Genomic DNA, 20,164 nt, shown 5'->3' on the forward strand with positions numbered 1-20,164 from the left:
TTAAAAAAGCGTGTTGGATGAGTTGAGTGAAAATTCAATCGGCAAGGTAAGGTCGAGACCGTCCTTGCTCAATTCTTCTGGTATCGCTGGAAAGGGGGTAGCTCGTAGCAGCATGTCTAGAGCTTCCTGATCCAGGCGAGGGTCTCCCGAACTTTTTGTAATCCTTGGTCGTTTTAGACGACCATTTGTTTTTAGATAAAAATTAACGTGAACAGTGCCGGTCACACCTGCTCGACGGGCGCTTCGTGGGTAGCGTTTGTGGCGCGCAGCATGGGCGAGAATACGAGAAAGATAAGTTTGCTGAATAGCTGGTTTACCTCCTGTCGTAGTGCTTTTCCCTGTTCCCGTTGCTTTGATAGTTGCTCGACTGTTTTGTTTACTATCAAATATGTCTTCCTGAGTTTTGCTGTCTTCAGCCTGCTTTGTTTCTGCTTGCTTAGTTTCTGGTTGAGTCGTTTCTAGCTTTTTAGCCACCTGCTCAGGAGCAGGAAGCTCGGCTGGCAGATCTGTTTGCTTCTTCTCCATATCAATTGTTTCGACGGGTGTGGGTTCTTCTATTGTTTCTTCTATTGCTTCAAGCGCTGGTTCGATTTCTGCGACTTCGTCTGGTGTTTGGGTTTCTTTGATATCGACAAGCTCTTCTTGAACTTGCTCGTTGGGTGCTTCTTCACTTGAGGCCGCGGCACTGGTATCCACAAAGCTTCCTGCCAGACCCAGGCCTGCTATTAAGCCGTCTTCACCTGCTTGTTGAGCTCCGCTTATGGCAATAGTAGAGGGCAAGCTATAGATGCTATAAGCTAGTGCCAGGGAAAAGTGGAGCGCGATCGCAAAGAGACTTGCTGTTGTTATGTGAGCACTTTTGATCTTCATGGCTGAATCGTCTGAATGCTCAGGCTTTCCATGCCGTAAGTTCGTGCCAGCTTTAGCACCGGGTCTAATGCAGAAGCGGGAAGCTGGCGGTGAATGCGTATACTCAGTTCTGTGATCGTCTGATCAGAAAACACTTTGCTAAGTTCGTCATTAACTTGCTCACCTTCCAGTAAGTATTCTCCATTTGCATGAATTTCCAGTACCAGCGTCTTCGCGTCCACTTTCTGATCATTTTGTGAATTGGGCAATTCCAGGCTCTTGCTTGGCGATTTAATCTGACCGGCCACCATAAAGAAGATCAATAACAAGAAGACGATATTGATCGCAGGGACCATATTACCGTCCAGGTTAAGGCTATTGTTATTGGACGCTTCGATATGAATAAGCTTCATCGCGATACCGACTCGGCAAGGTTGAGATTGCTCACGCCCTGAGCACGGCAAAAATCAAGAACAGACACCAAACTTTGGATATCAACTTGGCTGAGTGCCGCAACAATAAGAGAGCTCTGCTGCATCGCAATATCCTTTAAGCCCTCGCTGAGAGCTGCATCGCTAAGTGAGTATTGGGTGCCATTTAATTCGAGCAAATTCCTATCGAGAATCAACAGGCGGTTTTGTTCTGCACTTGAGTGCGCGCCCTGAGATAACTGCCCAAGTTCAATTTGCCGAAATTGACTGAAGCTAGAGGTGAGCATAAAGAACAGCAGCAGGATAAACACCACATCAATGAGTGGGGTTAGGCTGACGAGGTTCTTAGGTTTTGTTTGAACCTTAAGCAACATGAAGAGTCTCGTTCACCATCTTGGTAGGGCTGTCGTTGGTAGGGGTGTTGTTCGCAGAGAACTTAGTGAAGACACGACTTACCGAGTCATTGATGTGATGGGCAACACGCTCGGCTCGACGGTCAAACCAGGCATAAGCTGCCGCAACGGGGATAGCGACGGCTAAGCCAGCGGCTGTGGTGAGCAAGGCTTGCCAGATACCGCCTGAGAGTACAGCGGGGTCGACATTGGATCCGGCTGACTGCATTTGCTGAAAGGCCTCAATCATACCAAGCACGGTTCCCATCAAACCTAGTAATGGGCTTAAGGTGGCAATGACTTCCAATGGCTTCAGCAATCCGCGCAAGTCCATGATGATTTGATTGGCTTGGCGTGTCAGCTCTCGCTCAAGAATGTTTTGATCTTCGTTGGCTAGGTGACCATCCATGGCATGAAGAACTAGCTTTGGAATGGCTTGCTTATTGTCTAAGGTATTGAGTGCCTCGTCATAACGGCCTTGTTCCCATGCGGACAAGCTGGCTTCCCACTCTGCACTTTGTTCGACCTTCGCCGAAAAGTACTGCCAACATTTCAACAAAACGATAGACAGGGATATTACCGAAAGGGCAAGAAGAATCCAGACGACTGGGCCACCGATATTCAATAGTTCAATCAGAGGGTCAAGCATATTAGCGTTCAAGTTACTTGCTTGGTTGGGAGTAATTTCGGCTTGCATGTGGGGGGATTCCAAATAAATCATTATTAATAATGCAAATGATAATGATTATCATGAAGCATTGCAATAGAGGTGTTATGACGGGAGAATTATCTGCTGAGGAGCCCCTCGTTGGTCGGCAGGGGGCTCCATGCCCAAATATCAAAAGTTGAATTGTTGTAGTGTTTGTTTAGAATGCTGGCATGACTAAACCCTTGCGTGCTTTATTTCACTACTTCCTGGCCCTTACGATGCTCTTTGCATCGAGCTTTGCCATGTTCCATGCAAGTGAACATCTTCGTTTGGATAATCCCGCGAAGCACGTGGAGAGCAGCTTTGCACCTTACCTGCTAAGTCATGACGATCATGTTCATCATCAGCATTCCAGTGGTTCTCAAGACCATGAGGAGCTTGCTACTGAGCATGCATTTGAGTCTTTGTGTGAAGCTTGTCTGATTGTTTCTTCCCTTACTGGCTGTGTACCGAGTGATGTCTTTTCCGGTTTAGTCTCTGTAGGCCTTAGCTATAAACGGCCCGGTCAGCAGGATGAATCAAACCATACACACCTTAGCTTTCTCGCTAGAGCGCCACCTTTTAAGGCTTAGTTTTTATTTCTAAAGTCTTATTATTTTATTGTGCGTCAGCACAGCGTTTTAATGTGGAGTTATGTATGAAGAACTACCTGGTTCAGTGTTTATTTGTTTGTTTAGTTATTTCCCTTTCTAGTCGTGTAGCGATTGCCTTTGAAGAAGAGCATGAAGCCCATGAACATGGTCATGCAACATTGACGGTGGTTCAGGAAAAGGACGAGTTGCAGATGGTGTTTAAGTCACCTGCGATGAATATTGTTGGTTTTGAACACCAGCCTAATACCGCTGAACAGAAGGCAAAAGTCGAAGCAGCTGAGGGCATTCTTAAAGATGCTAAGCGCTTATTTCAATTGAGCTCGAGTGCTGGTTGCGAATTGGAGCATGTAACGGTTTCTTCTGCGCTATTGTCAGGAGCGCATAAGGGGCATTATGACGAGCATCATGAGGACCACGATGACGAGCATCACGATGAACATGATGATCACCACGAAGCATCACATAGTGAGTTTGAAGCTGAGTATCATTTCGAGTGTAAAAATATCGCGGCACTGAAAGATGTAAAGGTTAGCTTGTTTGAACTCTTCAATTCTCTTCAGGAGGTTGAAGCACAGGTTATTTCAAGCGCAGGTCAGAGCTTACAGGAGCTTGATCACCGTAAAACGAGTATTACGTTCTAATATGGATGCTAAACAAGTACTGTTGAAAGTAGACAACTTACGCTTCCGCTGGCCTTCGGGCCAGCGGGATGTTCTCGATATCCCCAAGTTTGAAGTGCTTAGTGGCGAAGGTGTCTTTATTAAAGGGGAGAGTGGTACAGGGAAGACGACCTTGTTAAGCCTTATAGGTGGGATCAACCTACCTGATGCGGGTTGTATCGAGGTTTTGGGGACGGATATTAGCAAGCTGCGTCAGAGCCGGCGAGACCACTTCAGAGCTGATCATATAGGCTTTATCTTTCAGCTTTTTAACCTGATTCCTTATATGTCGGTAATTGAAAATATCACACTGGCATGTAAATTTTCTAAGTTGCGTACTCAACGAGTATTAGCAAAGTCGGGCAGCCTGGAAGAGGAAGCTTATCGCTTGTTATCGCAGCTTCAGCTAAATGATCGCTCCATGCTGACACGAAAAGTATCTGATTTGAGCGTTGGCCAACAGCAGCGTGTCGCCGCCGCCCGGGCCTTGATTGGCTCGCCGGAACTCATTATTGCCGATGAGCCGACCTCTGCATTGGATGCCGATACACGTGAACACTTTATTCAGTTACTACTAGAAGAGTGTAAGCAAAGTGGTGCGACCATATTGTTTGTTAGCCACGATGCTGGCCTGGAAGCCGCTTTTGATCGCAGTATTCAGTTAGGCGAACTCAACCGCGCTTGCGAACAGTCTTCAAATAAAGGGCAGGAGGCCGTGTTATGAATTGGGCACTGCTGATGAAGCTAACGCTGAAAAGTATCCTCAACCGGAAATTTACCAGTGGCTTAACCTTGTTTAGTATTTGTATCAGCGTTTTTCTATTACTGAGTGTCGATACGGTGCGTAAAGAGGCTAAGCATAGTTTTACCAATACGATTTCAGGCACAGACTTATTAGTCGGCGCGAGAAGTGGTTCGGTGCAGTTGTTATTGTATTCCGTTTTTTGTATTGGCAATGCAACCAACAATATCGGCTGGGATAGTTATCAAAAAATCTCTTCACACAAGTCGGTTGCCTGGGCTATTCCAATTTCACTTGGGGACTCTCACAAAGGCTATAGAGTGATGGGCACCACGCAGGATTATTTCAAACACTACCGCTTTGCTGATGACAGAGGGCTGGACTTCGAGCAAGGGAAGCACTTTGACGGGGTTTATGATGCGGTGATTGGTGCTGAGATTGCGGAAAGCTTAGGCTATAAAATTGGTGATCAGCTGACCTTGGCGCACGGTGTTAACGATACCGGGTTCTCCCGGCATGATGATAAACCTTTTATACTAACTGGCATACTTGCCCGCACAGGCACGCCTGTTGATCGAACGATTCATGTTAGTTTGGAAGGTATTGAAGCATTACATATTGATTGGCAGTCGGGTACACAATCTCGGAACAAGGTCACTGCAGAACAAACGCTAGAAATGGATCTTCAACCAAAACAAATCACGGCATTTATGCTGGGCTTAAAGTCGAAAATGGAAATTTTCCGTATCCAGCGAGCGATAAACAAATACAAAAAAGAACCCTTATTAGCTGTATTGCCAGGCCTTGCTTTGGGGGAATTGTGGCAGTTAATTGGTGTGGCCGAAAAGGCTTTGCTGATTATTGCAGTCTTCGTTTTATTGAATAGCTTCGTTGGCTTATTAACGGGTATTCTTAGCAGTTTAAATGAACGTCGGCGCGAAATTGCGATTCTCCGTTCTTTAGGTTGCCGGCCGAACCAGATATTTGTACTGCTGGCCTCAGAGTCCTTGCTGTTTGCAGTGCTTGGGTGTGCGCTAGGGTTGGCGGTATTTTTCGGTGCTGTATTGATGAGTCAATCTTTATTGCAAGGCTATGGCTTAACGATATCGCTGACTAGCTTCGGTTCTGAGCAGCTTGCCTTGGTGGCAGCGGTCGTCGGTATGAGTTTGTTAATCGGCTGTATACCGGGCTATCGAGCCTATAAACAATCTTTAGCTGACGGCATGTCGATCAAACTTTAGGAGAAAGTAAATGAAGCTACTAAGAGTGCTTTTAGTTGTGTTGCTTGTTGTCTCTCCGCTTGCTTTTGCAATAGGGAAAGACACGTATAAAGAGATATCCTGGGATGATTTAATGCCCGAAGGTTGGGAGCCTCCGGTGCCACAAGAGCAGGAGTTTTTCGAAGGAGAGTCTTTCGAAAGCGGCGCCTTTGAAGGTGAGTCATTCGAGGGGCAGGCTTACGATGGGGACCTAAACCCAATACCTGCTCAGGTTCAGGAGCCTGCACCAGTCGTGAAATCTCTTGATCAACAGAAACTCAAGATTCCGGGTTATATTATTCCTCTCAAATTCACCGCTGACTCGGTGTCGGAATTCTTGCTGGTACCCTATGTAGGAGCTTGCATTCATGTACCGCCGCCTCCTGAAAATCAGATCGTTTATGTGACTTTAAAAGAGCCCTTAATGACTAGTGAATTTTGGACGCCTGTCTGGGTAAGTGGGGTAATGAAGGCGAAGTTGTCGATGACTGAATTTGCGACTGCGGGCTACCACATGACTGATGCCATCACCGAGGTTTATGAGTATTAAATAGATATTTAGGCCCAGAGTAAGAACGCCAGTTTTTACTCCGGGCGGTATGGCACTTACTTAAACTGAATTTCACTTTTTTACAGTGGGTGCCTAGAAAAACATTATTCCTCTGTGCAGCAAAGCGCTCTGTGCCCTCTGTGGTTAAGGGCCTTAATCTTGAAGATCAAGACACCAAAAATGAATCCACCACAAAGGACACAGAGCGGCCGATGGTCTGCACGGAGAAAACCAAAAGAAGGGCCCTTAAATGAATGGCTCTTATTTAATCTGAATTGCACCCTATAGATAAACATGTATTCAGATTGAAAATATGCTTAAGCAAGTGCCGTTCTACTCTGACTCCAAATAAACTGACACAAAATTGTCACATTTAGTTGAGAGACTCACCTTCTCTTTTGAACTAGGTGACCCTCTTGTTTTCAGATCGACGAATTCGTACATCGTTAATCGCTATTGTTGCAGACTTGATATTAACGGCCATCAAGTTAGTAACATCGTGGATAACAGGCAGTACAGCGCTACTTGCTGACGCTTATCACTCCCTGTCTGATATTTTGGTCTCGCTTACCTTACTTTGTGGCATCTGTATTCGCGTTTCTGTCGAGAAAGGGCGCTTATCCATTTCTGAAGAAAAAGCGCATCAGCTGGAATCTATTCTGGCGATCATAATGTCCTGCTTGATTCTTTACGTTCCGGTAGAAATTATTCAGGAAATAAAATCCCAAGAGGCAGAAGATTTACAACATTTATGGGTTGGCATCGTAGGTATATTGTTATGTATAGCGATTGCTTGGTTAATGTCTCGTTTAAAAACCTGGGTAGGTAAAGAAACTAACTCCATGGCTCTGGTGGCGGATGGTTATCATAGTCAACTCGATGTATTTTCTTCAATTGCGGTCTTGCTTTCATTGATAGGTACAATGATAGGTATCTACCTCGATGAGATTGTCGCAGTGATTATTGCTGTGATGGTTACGATAGCCGGCCTTGAGCTTTTGATTTCGGGTATTAAGAGTTTGCTTACCGGTGCAGAGCTGAAGCAAGTATCGTTGATGGATAAACTGATGGATATGCCGTCGGTTCAGCACCTCCAGCATCATTCTAAACAGCTTAGAAAACCTGCAAACCTGGCGATATTTGCTGCATTGCTGGGCACTGCATATTTACTGAGTGGCTTTCGTATAGTGCCTCACGGGCACGTTGCCTATGGCCACCTCCTGCATCATTTTGATAATGAGCACTTGTCTCCAGGTTTATACTATAAGGCTCCTTGGCCGCTTGGAGGGCTAGTCATTCTTCAAGACCGTAATATTTTGAGTGTTGATACCGATAGTGCCCGTAAGAATATAGAGCAAGAAAGTTCTGTTGCCAGCGGTCTGTGGCAAAACAAAATTGATGGAAAAAGTCCTCAGGTGAAAGGCGAAGGAGAGTTCTTCCTAAGCCGTGATGAAAACCTGGTCGATATTAATCTAAAGCTGCACTTCTCGCTGGAACCTTACCATCAGTTGTTGCTCGATCCGGCAGTTCAAAAGGATATCCTTGGCGGCTATGCAGAATCTGCTTTGCTTACGCTTGCGGCAGAGAACGAGTACCTGACTTTACTTAATGGGCCGAGAAAGCCTTTAGAGAGTCGACTAAATAAGCTGATACGTGAAGACCTATCTGCTTCCGGTTTGGAGCTTCGTTACATTCGCTCTCATATCCAATCTATTAAAGCTCCTCCTAGTGTCGTCGATTCGCACTGGAAAAGATTCAATGCTTATCAAAAGATGCTAAAGGCTAAATTGAGTGCTGACTCCAAAAGCCAGGAAGATTTGGCGAATGCCAATGCAAAAGCCTTAGGAGAAGTTAATCGGGCTCAAGCAACGAAGGCAGAACAAATAGAGCGTGCCGAGGGAGATATCAATCGATACTTGCCTTTGCAAAGTTTATTTCAGAGCCAAACCGAAGCGCTTCATTATCAGAGCCGTCAAAATAACTTAGCAAAACAAGTTCAGGGTAAACAACTTACTGTGATAGACCCAAAGATTTCCAATCAGCAGCTTCGATTATGGTTACCGCAAAACGATCGTCGCTAACTTTCTAATACATGAGGTTAAGAGTGTGAAAAGAGTTTCCTGGATTCTTGGAGTCCTGATAATCATGGGCTACCTGCTGACGACTTGTCTGGTAGTGGTGAAAGAAAATGAAGCTGCCGTCATTATGCAGTTTGGGAAACCTGTTCGCACCATCACTCAAGCAGGGCTAAAGGTTAAATTGCCTGCGCCTATTCAGACCAAGGTATTTATGGATAAGCGAATGCAGTTACTTAAGCTACCTGCATCTGAATATGTGACAAGCGATCGTCGAAATTTAGTGATTCAGAGCTTCGCTTTATGGCGAATTTCAAAGCCTGAGCTTTTTCTGGGTAGTTTGCGTAATCTCGAAGTCGCACAATCGAGGCTGACCGATCTGGTGACGTCTAATATTGGTGCTGCAATAGGTCATGCGACCTTGAGTGGCATATTCTCTACAAGGCCTGACAAATCCAGTTTGCGAAGCATATTTGAGGAAATTACTGCAAATAGTGCTCCGGTTGCCTTACAGGATTACGGTATTGAAGTGCTTGCTATTCGCCCGAACCGTTTTGGTTTCCCTAGGCAAAATGTTCAGGCTATCTATGACCGTATGATTGCAGAGCAAAAACGTATTGCTGCTCGCTATCGTGCCGAAGGTACTGAAGAGGCTGAAAAAATTAAGGCTGAATCTGAACGAGAGGTACGTGAGCTTTTGGCTAAAGCGCATCGAGAGTCGCAAACCATGTTGGGTGAAGGGGAAGCCAGAGCAACCGAAATATTTACCGAGGCTTATGCCCAAGACCCGGAATACTACCAGTTTCGAAAAAGCATGGATTTATACAAAGACATGATGGGCAACGATACGACCTTGGTTCTATCTAGTGAGTCACCACTCGTTCAGCGCTTGTTGGAGAGCCCCGGAGCGTCAGATGCATATGCTAAGTGATTTAAGAAATATACTCGCGTCAAATAAGCATGTCTTGTGGGTGATCTTTTTAGGGCTCTTGCCTTTGATATATCTCTTAAGTGGCTTTTACTCTGTTGGTCCTGAGCAGCGTGGAATATTATTGCGATTCGGAAAGATAGTCGACGATCAGGTCTTGCCTGGCATGCATTATCATTTACCTTGGCCCATGGAGACGGTAGAGAAGATACAGGCGACTTCGGTACGCTCAATGGAACTGAACATGGTGGAGGAAACATCGGCGCCAATTCAGCGGGAACTGACAACGGGTGATCAGAACTTATTGGAGGTCAGTCTGATACTTCAATATACCATAGAGGAGCCTGGCATCTTTCGTACGCAGGCGCTCGACCCTGAAGCGCTGCTATTTGAAGTATCATCCGCTGAGGTGATCCAATATATCGCCAGCAAACCAATTAACGACTTGTTAACAACGGGTCGAATTCAATTTCAAAGCTATCTAAAGAACTCCATTCAACAGCAGGCACGGGACTTGAATTTAGGTATCAGGTTGACTGCGATCCAAATTAAAAAGCTGAAGCCTCCCGGTTCTATTAAAAAGAATTTTGATCAAGCAACGATCGCGAGAACGGAAAAAAGAAAAAGAGTTCAGGAGCAGAAAAGCATAAGAAACTCTAGAATGGCTCAAGCGCGAGGTGAGGCCAATGCCTTGCATCAATCTGCCAAAGCGACAATCGAAGAAGAAATACAGAAAGCCGAAGGTGCCAGTGCCAGCTTTATTAGTAATCTGAACGAATACCGCAAGAACCCAGACTGGGTGATGCAGCAATCTCGCTTAATAACGCTTAAGTCTCTATTAAGTGAATCTCGACTAATTGTGGTGCCCGCGTTATAGCGCTATAACGCAAGTGGCGCGGTGCGTTTTTATGTGGTTTTTCTGCTCTATATTGATGAAACCGTATTTTTTAATTCACATAAATGTCACTAAACTTTCACTTCCGCTCTGCAAACTTTCGCATGCAAAAAACATCTATTCTAAGATTTTTTATTTGAGGAAGAGTTACGATGAGTGTGAGTTCTAAGTTTACAAAAAGACCTTTAGTGTCGGCCATTTTTCTTGCAACCTTAGCGCTAGCAGGCTGTGAAGATGGTGATGATGGTGAGGCGGGTGCTGCAGGTGCAGCTGGTGTAGCAGGTGTTGATGGAACGAATGGTACTGATGGTACTAACGGTACAGATGGCGCTGATGGTGCAGACGGTAGCGATGGTATTTCTAACTATATTCCTATGGGGCTAAAGCGCTATGCAACAGCGCCAGTTGGTGCAGAATTCACCGGTATGTTCTTAAATACTGATGGCACATTATTCTTAAACGTACAGCACCCAAGTTCTTCAAATACAACTGCTGACGCAGACGGCAAGATTTTTGACAAGGGCACTGTAGGTGTTGTTGTTGGTGAAGACTTCAATAACTTCCCGGCTAACTTTGCTGCCTTGGATGCGCCAATTGCAACTGCTGATAAAGAAGTGGTTATGACAGCAACAGGTCGTTAGCAAGTTCTTGCTCAGCAAGAAGATACTTTGGTCGATGGCAATGAGATGGGTGATATTCTTGCTGCCGATGGCACGACTCTGATTAAGAGCTCTAATGACCCGGATTTTAACGGTGTTATCTCTGACGGTGGTACAGGCTTCTACCTATACACTAACTGGGAAGACCGCCCAGGAAGCATGAGCCGTATGAACCTAAGCAACCTTGGCGCAGGTGAGACGGGTTACCAAAATATATCTCTTGAAGGTATGTTAGATTTCTCTTCAGTTGATGGAACGTGGGTAAACTGCTTCGGTACTGTCAGTCCTTGGGGCACGCCTTTGACAGCAGAAGAGCTTTACTTTGATGACACGGCTGATTGGTTTGATGAATCATATCAATACTTCAGCAACCCTCAATCACTTGCTCAGTACTTGGGTTACCCAACTGACGGTTCTGGTGCATGGCCAAACCCGTACAAGTATGGCTACATTGTTGAAGTCGGTACGTCTAGCACTGCTGCAGACCCAGCGCTTGCAAACGTAGAACTAAATAAACTTGAGCTTCAAGGCCGCTTCTCTCACGAAAACAGCGTAGTGATGCCTGACCAGAAAACAGTATTCTTGAGTGATGACGGAACGGGTGTTGTGTTCTTCAAGTTTGTTGCTGATGCAGCAGGTGATATGAGCTCTGGTACTTTATACGCTGCGAAAGTCACTCAGACGAATGGTGTTAGCGATCCTTCTGAAGCTGCTTTTGCAATTGAGTGGATTGAGCTTGCGCACGGTGCTGAAGCTGATATCGAAGCTGCAATTGCTGAATATGATGTGGGCACACTTGCTAGCCCAAGCTATATTACTGATCAGCAAATCAATGATTGGGCTGAAGCTAAGCTTTCTCAGGATCTAGATGGCAGCGGTTCTGTTGCAGCTGATCCCTTTACTGATGACCGCCCTGCTTTCCTAGAGAGCCGTAAAGCCGCTGTTGCTTTGGGCGCGACGGGTGAGTTCCGTAAGATGGAAGGTGTCGTTATCAACTATGGTCTTGCAGATAACTGGTGGAATGCTGGTGCTGCTGATGGTGATCAGGCTTACATGTATATGGCTATGTCATCATTTGACAAAACAATGGCTGATGATGAAGGTGATATCCAGCTAGACGGCACTCACGGCCCATGCGGTGTGGTATATCGTATGACCTTGAAAGAAAACGCTGGCAACGTAGACGTTGATACTATGGTTCCTGCAATTGTGGGTGGCCCATACTACTCTGATCGTGATGTGAATGAGTGTAGTGTTAACAATATCTCTAACCCGGATAACCTAGCTGTAATGGACGACGGTCGTCTATTGATTGGTGAAGATACTGGGAATCATGAAAACAATGTTATCTGGGTATATGAAGATCCAGCACTGTAGTTTTCATTAAGTTAGTACTCTAAGAGTACTGCAAGGGGAGGGCGAATTGTTGCCCTCCTTTTTTCTCAGACACTAAAGAAATTCTTATGAAATATATTAACCTATTGGCCTTACTTGTTCTGATGAGTGCTTGTAGCAGTGATTCGAATACGAGCAAGAACAACACACAAAATGACCCTGATGCTGAAACAGAGCTATTAGCGAGTCTTAATTTCCCGACAGAGATTAATGAGGGAACATCAGGTCAGCTTCGTGCGACGGAAGATGGCATTACCTATAACAAAGAAGCGATTGTCCCTCCTCAGTGTTATACCAAACATGAAGCAAAGCACAATCCATGTATGGCTTGTCACCAGACACATCCTTTTGGCTCCAGCACAAACTATATGGCCGATGGCGTATTACAGGCAGAATATGCTTTCTCTGATGTTGGGGTGACCAATCATTGGAAGAACTTGTTTGAAGATAAGACTGAAAAGGTTGGTCAGATCTCAGATCAAGAGGTTATTGATTACATTAATACGGATAACTACACGCCTTTAATTGAGCAATTAGAAGCAAGTTCGGATTGGGAAGGCCCTATCCCAAAACTTGTAAATTTACAGCAAGGCGCAGATGCTTTTGACGACGAAGGCATTGCCAAAGACGGCAGCTACTGGGTCGCATTTAATTACAAACCTCAACCTAGCACCTTTTGGCCAACAAATGGCTCTACAGATGACGTAATGGTGCGCTTACCTGAAGAATTCAGAGCGGCTGCCGAGAGTTGTACTAACGATACCAGTGCTTATTCACGAGATACTTATTTAGCTAACCTTGCGATTATGGAAGCGGCGATTAAAAACCTGGATTCAGTATCCTTGCCACAAGTTGATGAGCGCGTATTTTGTACCGACTTGAATAATGATGGTCACCTTGGTGTGATTTACGAAATCGATAGACCCGCTTTCTATGTGGGGCAAGCGTCTGATGTAGCGGTCGTACCAATGCTTTACCCTGAAGGTGTTCAATTCCTTCATACTGTTCGTTATGTAGGCGTGTCAGCTGATGGTGATATAGGTGTGTCACCACGAATGAAGGAAGTGCGTTACATGCGCAAATTCAAATTGTTTGATGAGCCTGATTTGATTTCCATGTATGGCAACGAGCGACAAGAAAAGATTGATGAAATATTGCCGAAGTATATCAATCGTGGTGATCATGGGCTTGATAACAGCTTTGGCTGGATGATTCTGGGCTTCATAGAAAATGCCGACGGTTCAATGCGTAGACAAAGCTATGAAGAACATAACTTCTGCATGGGTTGTCATACCTCGATTGGCAGTACGATAGATCAGACTTTTGCATTTCCACGGAAGGTTACAGGCTCTGAAGGTTGGGGCTATATTAACTTGAAGGGCATGAAAGATGCGCCGGTAATGGGTGATACCGAAGGTGAAATCCTGGACTACCTAAAGCGAGTTGGTGGTGGTGATGAGTTTCGTGAGAACGGTGAAATGCTAGAGAAATGGTTTAATGAAGATGGAACAGTTAAGGAAGAAGAGGTGGTTGCCGCCGATGTATATGAGCTGCTAACGCCTTCTGTTCGTCGAGCACTTGATTTAAACAAAGCCTACATGACCATTGTTGCTGACCAGGACTTTATCCATGGTCGAGACGCGAACATTACGCCGGTGACAAATGTTTATAAGGAAGTGGATCCGGATACTGCGCCGACGCTACCAGCAGATAAACAGCGTATGAAAGATATTCGTTTGCAGTGGTAAGTGGCATATGAAATGAGAAGGGGGCTTAATATAAGTCCCCTTCTGCGTTTTGGTATTTCCTTTTTAGTGTTTGCCCTTTAACGTGTGACAAACTCTGGGCCAGCGCCCATGCTCCAAATAATGACGGTGCCGATTAATGTTGTCACCAGATAAACCAGAGAAACTGTTAATATCGCACCGACAAAGAAGAAGGCTTGATCCTGGGATATCTTCAGTACATGAGGTAAACCGTCATACATCAGGTAAGCTGCATAACCCGCTGCTGCGAGGAAAATAGCAGCATTCACCCAAGGCTCTGGGTACAGTGGTGCTAAACCAGCTAGGAACAGAGGCGTGCAGGAGTAAGCGACGAGTGCTATTCCGTTCGCGGCAAACTCATCATGGCCACTGCCATAGTTGCGAGACATCCAGTCAATCATAAAGCCAATAAAGTAAATGCCCGCGACCATGGCGACATAAGTCAAAATACTGAGCGTCATTGCACTCGATTGAGAAAGGTAAACTAACTGACCTTCACCCACTTGCCAACCATATTGAGTGGTTGAAATGTAGGCGCATACTGGGGCAATCAAGGCGAGAAGGCAGATATAGGCGGCCATCTTAAGCGGGCTTGAATGTTCTTTTCTTATTGATTCCCACTCTTCATCGGGGTGTGTGAACATTCCAGGGACATGACTTAATAACATACGGTAAACCTCTATTGATCATTATTGTTTTTTAGGAGTTACTGCGCTGTCTATTTCTTAGACAGTTTTATTATAGGCCAGTCAGGGTTCAGAAGCTTAGATCTCTTTGCACTTAAAAAACGACGTGTACTTCCCCTTTGTTCTTATGAACTCCGCTTTTGAGTGAGCGTAGGAAGGCTTACACTTTGCGAAACAGATAATCATCCATATAACTTTCACCTCGTTGAATGGAGGCGAAATGCTCGAGTTCCAGGTGCTCGTTTATATTTCTGAGTTCACCTGGCTCTAGGCAGAAGCGACGGGAAAAGCCGTTTTTCTCATGATGGGTGAGGTTAAAGGTGCTCAAAAGTAACTTTCCACCGGGGCGTAACAGTGCGATGAACAGGGGCCAATAATGAGGCGCTGGTTTAAAGTGCGTCATCACGATGTTATCAAACGTCTCTAGCTCGTTTAGTTGTTCTGGGTGATCGAGGTCTAAGGTATAAGTGCTTACTTCTAGGTTTTTCTCTTGTGCGAAGGTGTTCAGTCGATCCAGGGCGACTTCTGATATGTCGGCAGCCGATACAGTAAAGCCTTTCGCGGCTAGGAATAAGGCTGCTGCACCGTCGCCACTGGCAATATCAAGCACACTGCCGGGTAGGAGCTGGTCTAAAGCCTCCTCGATAAAAGCGGGTGCTTTCGCTTGAACCATCGGGCGCTCGCTAAAGCGCTTATTCCAGCGAGCTTGGTCTTCTTTCATGGTCTTCTCTTTCTAGTGAGTAGGCTTGCTAACAAGAATAAAAGGGCTGAGGGTTTAATTCTCGCCCTCAAGTAGCCAGACATATTCAGTGATAGGAAAGGCTGCTGAAAACTTGTCTGAAACCTTCGTGCTATCAAGGGGCCGCAAGTTGTAATGCTGTGCGTAGTGTTGCTGCAACTCTTCTTCGCTAACTGAAAAAGGCGGTCCACCCATTAGGCTCTGATCATACTGATAGCAAACCACTAGCTGAGGCGTTCCAGCAACCAGAGTGTTGAGGTGTGAGGCATATTGCTTGCGCATCTCTACAGGCAAAGCAACTAAACTGCCACGGTCAAACACAGCGTCAACCTGGCCAAGCGCTTCTTTATCGACACTGAAGAAATCACCGACTAGTATGTCTACATTCTCAGCATGATAGCGTTTAATTTGCCCCTGGGTGCTCACTTCTGGCCGAACGCCCATTTCATCGAAAAGTTGTTGTATGGCCAACTCGCTTAACTCGATGCCAACAATCTGAAATCCCTTAGAGGCTAGCCAAGGAATATCGAGAGTTTTCCCACATAAAGGTAAAAGTATTCGTTTACCGGGGGCGAGCTTGAGCAAGTCGAGGTGTTTTACCAAGTTAGGGTTTGCTTCACTTTCATGAAAGCCGATGGTGTTGTTTTTCCAACAATTGAACCAAAAATCGGATTGCATATAGATACCTGGGATGAGCTTAGGAAGGTTAAGTATTTTAACGCTGTCTAGCGCTTAGGCAAGTGTAACTAAGTGTCGACATAAAATGATCTTACTTATTTAGAAGATTCTAAATGCTAATTGGTAGATAATAACACTTTAAAGCTTGCTCCCAGGGCAGGCTGATTCATTGTTAGATTCATGTTGAAACCTAAAAGAGAATATCTATGCCTAATTGCCCGAAGTGCGATTCTGAATACCCTTATGAAGACGGCCCTAGTTTTGTTTGTCCTGAGTGCGCCCATGAATGGCCCATTAATGCTGAAGAAGATGAAGATCGTTTGATTGTAAAAGATTCAAATGGCGCAGTGTTAGCTGATGGCGATAGTGTTACCGTTATTAAAGACCTTAAGATCAAAGGCTCCTCTTCTGTCGTAAAAGTCGGTACCAAGATCAAAAATATTCGCTTGATCGAAAGCTCTGATGATCACAATATTGATTGTAAGGTCCCAGGAATCGGTGCGCTTAAAGTGACACCGAAATACGTTAAAAAAGCTTAGTGTTGATATGTTCTCTTCATAGGGGGAATCGATATTCTCGCGTTCTATCACTTAGAGACTTTGCACTATGAACTTAGCTGAGTTTACGCCTGCTCAGTCACAAGAAGTGATTGGGCTGTTTCGTGATGTCTTTTCTCGGGCTGAGGGAAAGGAAGAGGGTTTGTTAATTGGCGACTTAGTTGCCGACTTGATTGCTAGCACCAACGAAGAAGATTTACTTGGTTTTGTTGCCTCAAAAGATGAAAGGCTTGTCGGCGCGATTTTCTTGAGTCGCTTTTTTCTCCCAAATGACAAGCTTGCTTTTATTCTTTCTCCAGTTGCCGTTGCTACGACCTGTCAAGGGCAGGGGGTAGGTCAATCCTTAATTAACTATGGTATTGAGTCTCTACAATCTCTTGGTGTAGAACTGGTTTTTACTTATGGTGACCCGAATTATTATTCTAAAGTAGGCTTTGAGCCGATTAGTGAGAACGTGGTCAAGGCTCCGTTTGAATTGAGTCAGCCAGAAGGGTGGCTGGCACAGTCACTGACAGCTTGTTCGATCGAAGCAATAGATGGCCGTTCCAGAAGTGTTAAGGCTTTGGCCAAAGCTGAGTATTGGTAAACGCGAGTATGTGCTGTGCTAAGAGTGTGTACAGTTCAAAAAAGGCAGCTTTCGAGCTGCCTTTTTTAATTGAATGGTAATAGGAAAACTATCGTGACTTCCTGTACCACTTAAGCCACTTACGAATGTCTCGGAAGTTGACTTTTCCATCTTTATTTAAGTCATATTGAGCGCAGCTTTGATCTCTACACCCCCAATGATCAATCAAGATTAAAAAGTCGGCAAAGCCCAAAACACCATCCTCATCAAAATCACCCTTTAACGGTGATTTCAAAGCTAGCTCAACAATCACAGGGTCATGATCTGAAGCTCTGTACGGGCTAGCGCTATACAGATCCGCTACTTGAGTATCACTCTTATATTCAGTGTTGTAATCAAGAACACGAGGCTCATCGGTATTGATATGCCACTCAGTGACTCCGCTTACCTGTGAGCTTAAGCTGTCACTCGCTAAAGCATGGTCAAGTGAACCTGCCTGCCCATAAAACACGTAAGAATAGGCTTTATCACCTACAAAGTGTTCAAACAAATCAACATAACCAGCCTCTTTGATGACAGAAACGGGGTCTTCTTTAGCATATGCATTTAAATCACCAATGATCAGAAAATCACTATCGCGACTATTGCTTGGATCAGAATTCAAGTAATCGACTAATGCTGTCGCGGCACTTGTACGTGTTAAGTTACAGTTGCCTTGGCCATCATTCATGTCAGGATCACCCAATTCGTCACAATCACTTCCTTTTGATTTTAAATGATTGACTGCAACGGTAAGCTTCTCCTTTGAACCTTTTTCTTTAAAGGTTTGGATTAAGACTGGTCGATTCTTATCATCATTAAACCTCGAATCTACCGAGCTATCCAGAATGACCGTTTGTTTTATCGGTTTTACTTGGGTACTTCTATAAATAAGACCAACAGCAATTGCATCCGTACCAATTTGATCGACACCTGGATCAATATAAGCATAATCGCCACCTGCCGCATTAATTGCCGCGACTAAGCTAGCAATCGCACTCTGTTCAGTAAAACCGTCATTTTCTATTTCCATCAAACCGACGATATCAGCATTCATCGCTAGAATAGCATTCACTATCTTATCTTCTTGTCGCTGAAGCTCATCGGCATTGTCAGCGCCACGATCCGTAGAAGAGCCTAAGGGGTCGGTGACAAATAAGAATCAGTTGTCACCGACCCCTTATTTCCTTATTTCCACATAAAGGAGTTTAAGCAATGTCTACCAACCGCCAATTTACTAAACATCAATTCGGCCCAAAAGGCTGGACACCTGAGCGAATCGAGTCTCTTAAAGGTAAGACTTACCTCATCACCGGTGCTAATAGTGGTACCGGTAGAAGTAGATGATGTGCTTGATCTTGCTGAACGAATTCAAGTGTAGTTATTGTTTAGCCGTGTTGGTTAATTCCTTGCCAGCCTGAATAAAGTCATGTAAATTTATTTGTAAGACATATTCTTACGAAGAGGTTTGTTATGGCAGATACCGTTACATTTAGACCTACTGATGATCAAGGCGGTTTTATTGAAGGTCTGATTAGTTCAGGTGATTACTCTAACCAAAGTGAAGTCATTCGCGCGGGCTTGAGACTTCTGCAAGAGCATTACGCTGAATCAAAGCTAGCAGAATTACGCCAGCTTATTAAAGATGGTGAAAATAGTCCCATTATCGAAAATTGGAATGCTGATGATTTTATTCAACGGATGAAGAAAAAGCATAATGCATAAAAACCAAAGCTTTTTTGTACACCAAAAAGCAGATGAAGACTTAGAAGCTATTTTTGATTATAGCCTAGAGAAATTTGGTTTTGCTCGAGCTGCACGTTATATCAAAGATATAGAAATAATGTTTAAGCAATTAGCTTGCAATCCTCAGAAGGGAAATACGTTTGATATCCAACTACCAAGCTGTTTGCATGTAAGAGTTGAGTCACATTTCATTTATTATGCAGAGTGCCAGGGTGGCATTGAAATCTTCAGGGTTCTTCATCAACGCATGGAACCAAGTAAACATCTAATTGATATCCTAGATCGAGATTAAGCTCTTTGCCGCCAATGAATTTGATGTAACTTTTTGAGACATCTAATCGGAATTTTCTTCACTAGTGCCAATGAGTCCGCATTTAAGACCCTGACAACTCAAATAGGGTGCGCCGTGCGCACCGATAAACCCCGCGACTCAAACAAACAGTAATGGGGGGGCGGCCAAAGCAATTTCCCTAACCTGTAGGCAGAGCCTTCCACGGCTCGCAAGCGGGCTAGCACGGGGCAGATTCATGCGAGGGGTTGAACCCTCTGCCTACTAAGACGAGGTATCAAACTCCGCTGGTGCGCACGGCACACCCTATTGATATCGAAGAGTCCGAACTTGGCATATTCGCACTTTATTCGTAGGTCGGGCTTCAGCCCGACGCGGTGCTTACAATACCTATTAACTACCTCATTGGCACCGATCTGTCGGGTTGAAACCCGACCTACAAGGTACGTACTAGGGGCCGAATTTGGCACTTTAACGACTAAGTAATGCGCAGGAGTCGTGCGCTTTAGTCGAACGCAGTGTTCTAATAGCTCAGCTCAAGCGCTGACTTTTACAATTAATATTTATCATTATTTATATCGAGCCAAAAACATATCAACGGTTTCGCGCACTAGTGCTTGTTTTTCAGGTTCAGATAAAACAGGCGCAATTTGAACAACTTGAGGCCAAAAGCAACTTCCCTTTATTAGGTTGTGAAGCTGTGTGAAAGCTAGCTCTGTGTCATGTAAATTTAGGCGCTTATCTTTAGACGCGCTTTCTAACCATAGCGTCAGCGCGGTGTCTTCATCATCGAACTTTTCAAGTTCTTTTTGTAGGGCCTCCGGCTGGAACAGGAAGTGCCCTAGCGCCACGCGTGCTAAATCGATATATTCTTTGTCGCCCACCAGATTCACTTCTTGCTTTAGTAATGCTGTTAGCTGCTCACCCAAGGGGCTGACGGCATCATAATGAACATCAATTTTC

At 44.8% G+C, this 20,164-nt stretch carries 24 protein-coding genes and 1 pseudogene; 16 read left to right on the forward strand and 9 right to left on the reverse strand.

Annotation, left to right across the window (positions count from 1 at the left end; all coding sequences use genetic code 11):
• The 4 genes from A3729_RS11610 to A3729_RS11625 are packed head-to-tail and all read right to left on the reverse strand — an operon-like array spanning window position 1 to window position 2,369.
• A complete protein-coding gene (locus A3729_RS11610; protein ID WP_068633873.1) occupies window positions 1-870 on the reverse strand; it encodes an energy transducer TonB in 870 nt (289 codons plus the stop codon).
• On the reverse strand, window positions 867-1,262 hold the full coding sequence (locus tag A3729_RS11615; RefSeq protein WP_068633875.1) for a biopolymer transporter ExbD: 396 nt from the start codon (window positions 1,260-1,262) through the stop codon (window positions 867-869). Before A3729_RS11615 ends, A3729_RS11610 begins: the two co-directional genes overlap by 4 nt.
• Entirely contained in the window at window positions 1,259-1,654 is a 396-nt protein-coding gene (locus A3729_RS11620) for a biopolymer transporter ExbD (protein WP_068513304.1), read from the reverse strand. The genes A3729_RS11615 and A3729_RS11620 overlap by 4 nt, the downstream gene beginning before the upstream one ends.
• Window positions 1,644-2,369 carry a MotA/TolQ/ExbB proton channel family protein gene (locus A3729_RS11625; RefSeq protein WP_068633877.1) on the reverse strand — a complete coding sequence of 242 codons (726 nt, stop codon included), beginning with the start codon at window positions 2,367-2,369 and terminating at the stop codon, window positions 1,644-1,646. Before A3729_RS11625 ends, A3729_RS11620 begins: the two co-directional genes overlap by 11 nt.
• 182 nt (window positions 2,370-2,551) lie before the next feature.
• On the opposite strand from A3729_RS11625, the gene A3729_RS11630 reads away from it, so the two are divergent.
• From A3729_RS11630 to A3729_RS11675, 11 genes are all read left to right on the forward strand, one after another.
• On the forward strand, window positions 2,552-2,953 hold the full coding sequence (locus A3729_RS11630; protein WP_068513298.1) for a hypothetical protein: 402 nt from the start codon (window positions 2,552-2,554) through the stop codon (window positions 2,951-2,953).
• A gap of 65 nt (window positions 2,954-3,018) precedes the next feature.
• Entirely contained in the window at window positions 3,019-3,615 is a 597-nt protein-coding gene (locus A3729_RS11635; protein ID WP_068633879.1) for a DUF2796 domain-containing protein, read from the forward strand.
• Window positions 3,584-4,357, forward strand: a complete 774-nt coding sequence (locus A3729_RS11640) for an ABC transporter ATP-binding protein (RefSeq protein WP_231872301.1) — start codon at window positions 3,584-3,586, stop codon at window positions 4,355-4,357. The genes A3729_RS11635 and A3729_RS11640 overlap by 32 nt, the downstream gene beginning before the upstream one ends.
• A complete protein-coding gene (locus tag A3729_RS11645) occupies window positions 4,354-5,616 on the forward strand; it encodes an FtsX-like permease family protein (protein WP_068633881.1) in 1,263 nt (420 codons plus the stop codon). The genes A3729_RS11640 and A3729_RS11645 overlap by 4 nt, the downstream gene beginning before the upstream one ends.
• 10 nt (window positions 5,617-5,626) lie before the next feature.
• Window positions 5,627-6,184 (forward strand): DUF3299 domain-containing protein, encoded by a 558-nt coding sequence (locus A3729_RS11650; protein WP_068506877.1) that lies wholly within the window; start codon window positions 5,627-5,629, stop codon window positions 6,182-6,184.
• Between the two features lie 416 nt (window positions 6,185-6,600).
• Window positions 6,601-8,265: a cation diffusion facilitator family transporter gene (locus A3729_RS11655; RefSeq protein ID WP_068506876.1), complete on the forward strand. Its 1,665-nt coding sequence runs from the start codon at window positions 6,601-6,603 to the stop codon at window positions 8,263-8,265.
• 25 nt (window positions 8,266-8,290) lie between these two features.
• Complete coding sequence (hflC, locus tag A3729_RS11660; RefSeq protein ID WP_156495284.1) at window positions 8,291-9,190, forward strand: protease modulator HflC; 900 nt, start codon at window positions 8,291-8,293, stop codon at window positions 9,188-9,190.
• Window positions 9,174-10,064 (forward strand): protease modulator HflK, encoded by an 891-nt coding sequence (gene hflK / locus A3729_RS11665; RefSeq protein ID WP_068506873.1) that lies wholly within the window; start codon window positions 9,174-9,176, stop codon window positions 10,062-10,064. Before hflC ends, hflK begins: the two co-directional genes overlap by 17 nt.
• Window positions 10,065-10,234: 170 nt before the next feature.
• Entirely contained in the window at window positions 10,235-10,723 is a 489-nt protein-coding gene (locus tag A3729_RS30855; RefSeq protein ID WP_082880573.1) for a DUF839 domain-containing protein, read from the forward strand.
• Window positions 10,724-10,750: 27 nt separating this feature from the next.
• A complete protein-coding gene (locus A3729_RS11670) occupies window positions 10,751-12,118 on the forward strand; it encodes an alkaline phosphatase PhoX (RefSeq protein ID WP_082880574.1) in 1,368 nt (455 codons plus the stop codon).
• Between the two features lie 86 nt (window positions 12,119-12,204).
• Window positions 12,205-13,884 carry a hypothetical protein gene (locus A3729_RS11675; protein ID WP_068633885.1) on the forward strand — a complete coding sequence of 560 codons (1,680 nt, stop codon included), beginning with the start codon at window positions 12,205-12,207 and terminating at the stop codon, window positions 13,882-13,884.
• Window positions 13,885-13,961: 77 nt separating this feature from the next.
• Here the strand turns inward: A3729_RS11675 and A3729_RS11680 are convergent, their stop codons facing one another.
• The 3 genes from A3729_RS11680 to tmpT all read right to left on the reverse strand — a co-directional run bounded on the left by A3729_RS11680 (window position 13,962) and on the right by tmpT (window position 16,005).
• Window positions 13,962-14,570: a Yip1 family protein gene (locus A3729_RS11680; protein ID WP_068554227.1), complete on the reverse strand. Its 609-nt coding sequence runs from the start codon at window positions 14,568-14,570 to the stop codon at window positions 13,962-13,964.
• Between the two features lie 178 nt (window positions 14,571-14,748).
• Window positions 14,749-15,309: a bifunctional 2-polyprenyl-6-hydroxyphenol methylase/3-demethylubiquinol 3-O-methyltransferase UbiG gene (locus A3729_RS11685; RefSeq protein ID WP_068506961.1), complete on the reverse strand. Its 561-nt coding sequence runs from the start codon at window positions 15,307-15,309 to the stop codon at window positions 14,749-14,751.
• A 54-nt stretch (window positions 15,310-15,363) separates the two neighbouring features.
• Window positions 15,364-16,005 carry a thiopurine S-methyltransferase gene (tmpT, locus tag A3729_RS11690; protein WP_068633888.1) on the reverse strand — a complete coding sequence of 214 codons (642 nt, stop codon included), beginning with the start codon at window positions 16,003-16,005 and terminating at the stop codon, window positions 15,364-15,366.
• Between the two features lie 206 nt (window positions 16,006-16,211).
• Here tmpT and A3729_RS11695 point away from each other — a divergent pair, with 206 nt between their 5' ends.
• A complete protein-coding gene (locus A3729_RS11695) occupies window positions 16,212-16,544 on the forward strand; it encodes a zinc ribbon domain-containing protein YjdM (protein ID WP_156495285.1) in 333 nt (110 codons plus the stop codon).
• A 67-nt stretch (window positions 16,545-16,611) separates the two neighbouring features.
• Window positions 16,612-17,148 carry a GNAT family N-acetyltransferase gene (locus A3729_RS11700; protein ID WP_068633554.1) on the forward strand — a complete coding sequence of 179 codons (537 nt, stop codon included), beginning with the start codon at window positions 16,612-16,614 and terminating at the stop codon, window positions 17,146-17,148.
• Window positions 17,149-17,236: 88 nt separating this feature from the next.
• Here the strand turns inward: A3729_RS11700 and A3729_RS11705 are convergent.
• A pseudogene (locus A3729_RS11705) lies at window positions 17,237-18,286 on the reverse strand (ExeM/NucH family extracellular endonuclease); the annotation flags it as partial.
• A gap of 95 nt (window positions 18,287-18,381) precedes the next feature.
• Here A3729_RS11705 and A3729_RS34245 point away from each other — a divergent pair.
• From A3729_RS34245 to A3729_RS11715, 3 genes are all read left to right on the forward strand, one after another.
• Window positions 18,382-18,513 (forward strand): hypothetical protein, encoded by a 132-nt coding sequence (locus A3729_RS34245; protein WP_255374960.1) that lies wholly within the window; start codon window positions 18,382-18,384, stop codon window positions 18,511-18,513.
• A gap of 126 nt (window positions 18,514-18,639) precedes the next feature.
• On the forward strand, window positions 18,640-18,891 hold the full coding sequence (locus A3729_RS11710) for a type II toxin-antitoxin system ParD family antitoxin (protein ID WP_068506949.1): 252 nt from the start codon (window positions 18,640-18,642) through the stop codon (window positions 18,889-18,891).
• Window positions 18,884-19,204 carry a type II toxin-antitoxin system RelE/ParE family toxin gene (locus A3729_RS11715; protein ID WP_068633161.1) on the forward strand — a complete coding sequence of 107 codons (321 nt, stop codon included), beginning with the start codon at window positions 18,884-18,886 and terminating at the stop codon, window positions 19,202-19,204. Before A3729_RS11710 ends, A3729_RS11715 begins: the two co-directional genes overlap by 8 nt.
• A 566-nt stretch (window positions 19,205-19,770) precedes the next feature.
• Here the strand turns inward: A3729_RS11715 and A3729_RS11720 are convergent.
• Window positions 19,771-20,164 (reverse strand): TetR/AcrR family transcriptional regulator C-terminal domain-containing protein (locus A3729_RS11720; protein WP_197475808.1); only part of this gene is annotated, 394 nt, incomplete at its 5' end.

Source organism: Oleiphilus sp. HI0043, from assembly GCF_001634935.1.